Genomic DNA, 6,000 nt, shown 5'->3' on the forward strand with positions numbered 1-6,000 from the left:
GGTGGGTTCGGGTGGTGGGAGCGGGGGCTGTGGACAGCCGATTCACGCTCTCGGGCTCCTGGTTCCTAGACTGCTTCCGCAGGAGTTCCGAAACCCGAGAGCGAGCCATGTCCGGTCCCAACACTGATTACGACCCGGTCGAAGTGACGCCGTTGCATGCCGACGAGGTGGAGCGGACCAGGGACGAGGCGCTGAAGGCCTTTGCCGAGGCGGCCGATCTGGCCGCCTTGCAGGAGGCCAAGGTCGCGCATCTCGGCGAGAAGTCGCCGATCGCGCTCGCCAACCGCGAGATCGGCGCGCTGCCGCCGCAGGGCCGGAAGGAGGCCGGCCAGCGGATCGGCGCGGCCCGCAAGGCGATCAACGAGGCGTTCGCGGCCCGGCTCACGGTGCTCGAGGCCGAGCACGAGGAGCGGATGCTCGCCACCGAGCGGGTCGACGTGACGCTGCCGTGGCACACACCCGAGCTCGGCGCCCGGCACCCGCTGTCGCTGATCTCCGAGCAGATCGCGGACGTGTTCACCGCACTCGGCTGGGACGTCGCCGAAGGCCCGGAGATCGAGGCCGAGTGGCTGAACTTCGACGCCCTGAACTTCCAGCCGGACCACCCGGCCCGGCAGATGCAGGACACCTTCTTCGTCGAGCCGGCCGGTTCCGGCACCGTGCTGCGGACCCACACGTCACCGGTGCAGGCTCGCTCGATGCTGACCCGCAAGCCGCCGATCTACGTGATCTGTCCCGGCCGGGTGTTCCGCACCGACGAGCTGGACGCGACTCACACGCCGGTCTTCTACCAGGTCGAGGGCCTGGTCGTGGACGAGGGCATCACGCTCGCGCACCTGAAGGGCACCCTCGACCACTTCGTCGTCTCGATGTTCGGCGAGGGACTCGAGGCCCGGCTGCGGCCGAACTTCTTCCCGTTCACCGAGCCGTCGGCCGAGGTGGACCTCAAGTGCTTCGTCTGCCGCGGCGCGTCCGTCGGCAACCCGGACCGTCCGTGCCGCACCTGTGGCAGCGAGGGCTGGATCGAGTGGGGCGGCTGCGGCGTGGTGAACCCGCGCGTCCTGCAGGCCTGCGGTATCGACACCGACCGGTACTCGGGCTTCGCCTTCGGCATGGGCCTGGAGCGGACGCTGATGTTCCGCAACGGCGTCGAGGACATGCGGGACATGGTCGAGGGTGACGTGCGGTTCAGCCGCCAGTTCGGGATGGAGATCTGATGCGGGTCCCACTGTCATGGCTTCGTGAGTACGTCGACCTCCCGGCCGGCGTGACCGGTCGCGACGTCGCGGAGAAGCTGATCCGCGCCGGCCTCGAGGTGGAGACCGTCGAGGAGTCGGACCTGACCGGCCCGCTGGTGGTCGGCAAGGTGCTCACCTACGAGAACGAGCCGCAGAAGAACGGCAAGACCATCCGCTGGTGCTCGCTCGACATCGGCAAGGACGAGCCGCAGTGGGTCGTCTGCGGCGCCGACAACTTCGAGGTCGGCGACCTGGTCGTCGTCGTGCTGCCGGGCGCGGTGCTGCCGGGTGGGTTCGCCATCTCCGCACGGAAGACCTACGGGCACGTCTCCAACGGGATGATCTGCTCCAGCTCGGAGCTTGGTCTCGGCGACGACGGCTCGCACGGCATCGTCGTACTGGAGCCGGGTGAGGCTCGGCCGGGTGACGACGCGATCGAGTTACTCGCGCTGCACGACGACGTACTCGACATCGCGGTCACGCCGGATCGTGGCTACTGCCTGTCCATCCGTGGGGTCGCGCGGGAGGCATCGACGGCGTACGGCGTACCACTCAAGGACCCGGCCGACCTGGAGCTGGACGGGGACCAGAAGGATGGTTACCCGGTCCGGATCGAGGACGAGCACGGGTGCGATGTCTTCGTCACCCGGACCGTGACCGGGATCAACCCGGACGCGACGTCGCCGCGCTGGATGCAGAAGCGCCTGCTCGCCTCGGGGATGCGGCCGATCTCGATCGCGGTCGACATCACCAACTACGTGATGCTCGAGCTGGGCAACCCGATCCACGGCTACGACAAGAACCTGCTGTCCGGCGAGATCGTGGTACGGCGCGCGCAGCCGGGGGAGAAGCTGGTCACGCTCGACGACCAGACCCGCGAGCTCGACCCCGAGGACCTGCTGATCACCGACGGGTCCGGTCCGATCGGCCTGGCCGGTGTGATGGGCGGTGCGACCACCGAGCTGTCGCCGACCACGCGCGACGTGGTGATCGAGGCGGCGCACTTCGACCCGATCGTGATCGCGCGGACCTCGCGGCGGCACAAGCTGTCCACCGAGGGTTCGAAGCGCTGGGAGCGGACCGTCGACCCGAGTCTGCCGCGGTACGCCGCGCAGCGGGTGGCGAACCTGCTCCGCGACCTGGCCGGCGGCACGATCGAGCCGGCCGAGACGTACGTCGATGTGCACAAGCTGCCGGAGCCGGTGACGTTCCGGGCCGACCACGCGGCGCGTGTCGCCGGTGCGCCGATCTCGATCGAGGAGACGGTTCGTCATCTCGAGTCGGTCGGCTGCAAGGTCGAGCCGGCTGCCGCAGGCGCGACCCCGGCTCCGCTGGCTGCGGGCGTTCACGCGCCGGCCCTCGTCGTCCAGGCCCGCCCGGGCGCGACCGGCGCCGGCGGCCCCGCCCAGCCGGGCTCGGCTGGAGTTGGTGGCGGCGCGGCACTCGGAGGCGAGCACACGGCGCAGGGCGTCGCGGCTTTGGCCGGGGACGACCTGCTGAGCGTGACGCCGCCGTCGTGGCGGCCGGATCTGCGGGACCCCAACGACTTCGCCGAAGAGGTCATCCGGCTGTTCGGTTACGACAACGTGCCGTCGATCCTGCCGCCCGCGCCGGGTGGTCAGGGCCTGACCGTGTCGCAGACTCGTCGCCGCCGGATCGCGACCGCGCTGGTCGGGGCCGGCCTGACTGAGGTCGTCTCGTACCCGTTCACCGGTGTCGCCGACTTCGACGCGATGGGCCTGCCCGCCGACGACCCACGCCGTACGACGGTCAAACTGGTCAACCCGCTGTCCGATGAAGAGCCGTCGATGCAGACCACCCTGCTCGCGACGCTGCTGCGGACCGCCGAGCGCAACGTCGGCCGCGGCAACACCGACCTGGCCATCTTCCAGACCGGCCTGGTCTTCCTGCCGAAGCGGGAGTCCAAGCCCGCGCCGCTGCCGTCCGTCGCACAGCGCCCGAGCGACGCCGAGATCCAGTCGCTGTACGACGCCCTGCCCGACCAGCCGCTGCACCTCGGTGCGGTGCTGACCGGCGCGCGGACGCCGACCGGCTGGTGGGGCAAGGGTCAGCCGGCCTCCTGGTCGGATGCTGTCCAGATCGCCCGGACGGTGGCGAACGCGGTTGGCGTCGAGCCGATACTGCGCAACGTCGAGCTGGCGCCGTGGCACCCGGGCCGGTGTGCGGAGTTCTCGGTCGACGGCAAGGTGGTCGGCCACGCCGGTGAGCTGCATCCGAAGGTGTGCCAGGCGTTCGGGCTGCCCGCGCGTTCCGGCGCGATCGAGCTCGACCTGGACGCGTTGATCGCGGCCGGTCCGTCGTCGATCGCGGCCCAGCCGTTCTCGTCGTACCCGGTGGCCAAGGAGGACGTGGCCCTGATCGTCCCGGCCGACGTGGCGGCGGCGGAGGTCGAGGCGGCGCTGGTCGAGGGGGCGGGCGAGTTGCTGGAGTCGATCCGGCTGTTCGACCTCTACACCGGCGAGCAGATCGGCGAAGGCAAGAAGTCGCTCGCGTTCGCGCTCCGCTTCCGGGCGCCCGACCGCACCTTGAAGGAGAACGAGGTGGCCGACGTACGGCAGGCCGCGGTCCAGGTCGCCGTCGACCGCTTCGGCGCCGTCCAACGGGTCGGCTGACGCCATGACCGGCAAGGGGGTGCGCTTGCCGAGCGGCGACACGCCTCGCGACGACCGGCGAGCCACCTCGCCGCGCGCCCTGCACCGGTGGGTCTGATGGGACACTCGAGAGTCGCGGTGGCCGCGCCGAACGCCGCGGCCGCGGACGCGGGCGTCCGGGTGGCGGCCGAGGGTGGGAATGCGGTGGACGCCGCGATCGCGGCCACCCTGGTGACGATGGTGAACGAGATCGGCGTGGTGTCGCCGGCCTCGGGCGGCTTCGTCACGCTGCAGGTCGCCGGCGGCGAAGCAGTCACCATCGACGGCTGGGTGGAGATGCCCGGCCGGGGCCTGTCGGCGGACCGGTTCGGCCGCGGGGTCTGGGACGTCACGACCGACTACGGCGGCGGTACGACGACCACGGTCGGCCACGGGTCGGTCGCTACTCCCGGCGGGATGAAGGCGCTCGACCTGGCGCACCGCCGGTCCGGGAAAGCACCGTGGCACGAGGTCGTCCAGCCCGCGATCGACATCGCCCGGCAGGGCTTCCCGCTGAGCCGGACTTCGGGCTACTACCTCGGCTACACCCACGAGATCATCTTCGGCTGGCACCAGCCGAGTCATCGGGTCGTGCACGCGGACGACGGCGCGGTGATCAAGGCCGGCAGTACGGTCGTCATCCCCGAGCTGGCCGAGGCGCTCGAGTTGATCGCCCGCGACGGCGCCGAGACGATGTACACCGGTGAGCTCGCCCAGCTGCTCATCCGCGACATGGCCGAGAACGACGGCATCCTCACCGCGGCGGACCTCGCCGCGTACGAGGCCGTCGTACGCCCGGCGCTGATCGTCCGGCAGAACGGCTGGCGCCTGGCGACCAACCCGCCGCCCGCGGTCGGGGGAGTCGCGGTGGCCGCGATGCTCGCACTGCTGGACGGCGTACCGGCGGACGGCAGCTGGACGCAGTCCGAGCTCGAGCGCCTGATCGACGTGCAGCACGCCGTCCTCGGAGCGCGGCTGGCCGAGCTGGACGAGGAGGACGTGCGGCAGCTGGAGGCCAAGAAGCTGCTCGATCTCGCGGCGTCCGGTGATCTGCGCGCGTTGACCTCACCGAGTACGGCGACGGTCTCGGTGGTGGACGACGAGGGCGACGCGTGCGCGATCACGGTGTCGTCCGGCTACGGCTCGGGTGTGCTGACCCCGGGCACGGGGATCTGGCTGAACAACGCGCTCGGCGAGCAGGAGTTGCTGCACGGCGGGCCACACAGCCTGGCGCCGGGGACGCGGCTGACCTCGAACATGGCGCCGAGTGTCGCGCGCCGGGAACGTGACGGCGCGGTGCTCGCGATCAGCTCGCCCGGTTCGGACCGGATCCCGACCGCGCTGGCGCAGGTCTACGCGCTCTACACGCATGGCGGGCTGCCCCTGGCCGAGGCGGTCGAGCACCCGCGGCTGCACGTCCGGGTCCGGCAGGATGTGGTGGTCGACTACGAGGACGAGCTGCCGGTGTCCGGCTCGACCGCGTTGCCGACCCGGCCGATGCCGCCGCACTCCATGTACTTCGGCGGCGTCGCGGCCGCGTTCTGGGATCCGGCCGACGGCCTGCTCGCGGTCGGCGACCCACGGCGTACCGGTGCGGTCGCGATCTCGCCGCCACTGTGATCGTGCCAACCGGCCCACTGCGTCGTTAGTAGGGTCAATGCTTTCGACAACCTGAACTGGAAGGTCTGCAGTCATGCGGGACACGGACCCCGAGCTCTCTGTCGTCGTACCGATGTACGACGAGGAGGAGGTGCTGCCGATCTTCTTCGAGCGGATGCATCCGTTGCTGGATGGGTTGGGGATCGGCTACGAGTTGTTGGTCGTCGACGATGGGAGTCGGGATCGGACGGCGGCGTTGTTGTTGGAGGCGGCCAGGGTTTGGCCGCAGTTGCGGGTGGTGCGGCTGTTGCGGAACAGCGGTCATCAGGCGGCGCAGTCGGCGGGGTTCCGGCGGGCGCGGGGTGAGTTTGTGGTGACGATTGATGCTGATTTGCAGGATCCGCCGGAGGTGATCGGGGCGTTCCTGGAGGCGGTGCGGGGTGGGGATGTCGATGTGGTGTACGGGGTGCGGTCGGATCGGTCGAGTGATTCGTGGGCGAAGCGGACGACGG

General features: G+C 70.6%; 4 protein-coding genes. All 4 read left to right on the forward strand.

The genetic code is table 11. The annotated features are described in order from the left end of the window. Positions 1-107 precede the first annotated feature (107 nt). Positions 108-1,217 (forward strand): phenylalanine--tRNA ligase subunit alpha, encoded by a 1,110-nt coding sequence (gene pheS / locus AB0F43_RS16985; RefSeq protein WP_360476762.1) that lies wholly within the window; start codon positions 108-110, stop codon positions 1,215-1,217. Beyond that, entirely contained in the window at positions 1,217-3,871 is a 2,655-nt protein-coding gene (locus AB0F43_RS16990; RefSeq protein WP_360476763.1) for a phenylalanine--tRNA ligase subunit beta, read from the forward strand. The genes pheS and AB0F43_RS16990 overlap by 1 nt, the downstream gene beginning before the upstream one ends. Before the next feature lie 96 nt (positions 3,872-3,967). Next, positions 3,968-5,509, forward strand: coding sequence for a gamma-glutamyltransferase (locus tag AB0F43_RS16995; protein ID WP_360476766.1), 1,542 nt, complete (start codon positions 3,968-3,970; stop codon positions 5,507-5,509). Positions 5,510-5,582: 73 nt separating this feature from the next. Beyond that, on the forward strand, positions 5,583-6,000 hold a 418-nt coding region (locus AB0F43_RS17000), incomplete at its 3' end, for a glycosyltransferase family 2 protein (protein ID WP_360476769.1).

The organism is Kribbella sp. NPDC023972 (assembly GCF_040639075.1).
Lineage (GTDB): Bacteria > Actinomycetota > Actinomycetes > Propionibacteriales > Kribbellaceae > Kribbella.

What these genes read in the sequence shown, in the direction of transcription:
- pheS (WP_360476762.1), top strand. Translation starts at nt 108, where the DNA reads ATGTCCGGTCCCAACACTGATTACGACCCGGTCGAAGTGACGCCGTTG.
- AB0F43_RS16990 (WP_360476763.1), top strand. Translation starts at nt 1,217, where the DNA reads ATGCGGGTCCCACTGTCATGGCTTCGTGAGTACGTCGACCTCCCGGCC.
- AB0F43_RS16995 (WP_360476766.1), top strand. Translation starts at nt 3,968, where the DNA reads ATGGGACACTCGAGAGTCGCGGTGGCCGCGCCGAACGCCGCGGCCGCG.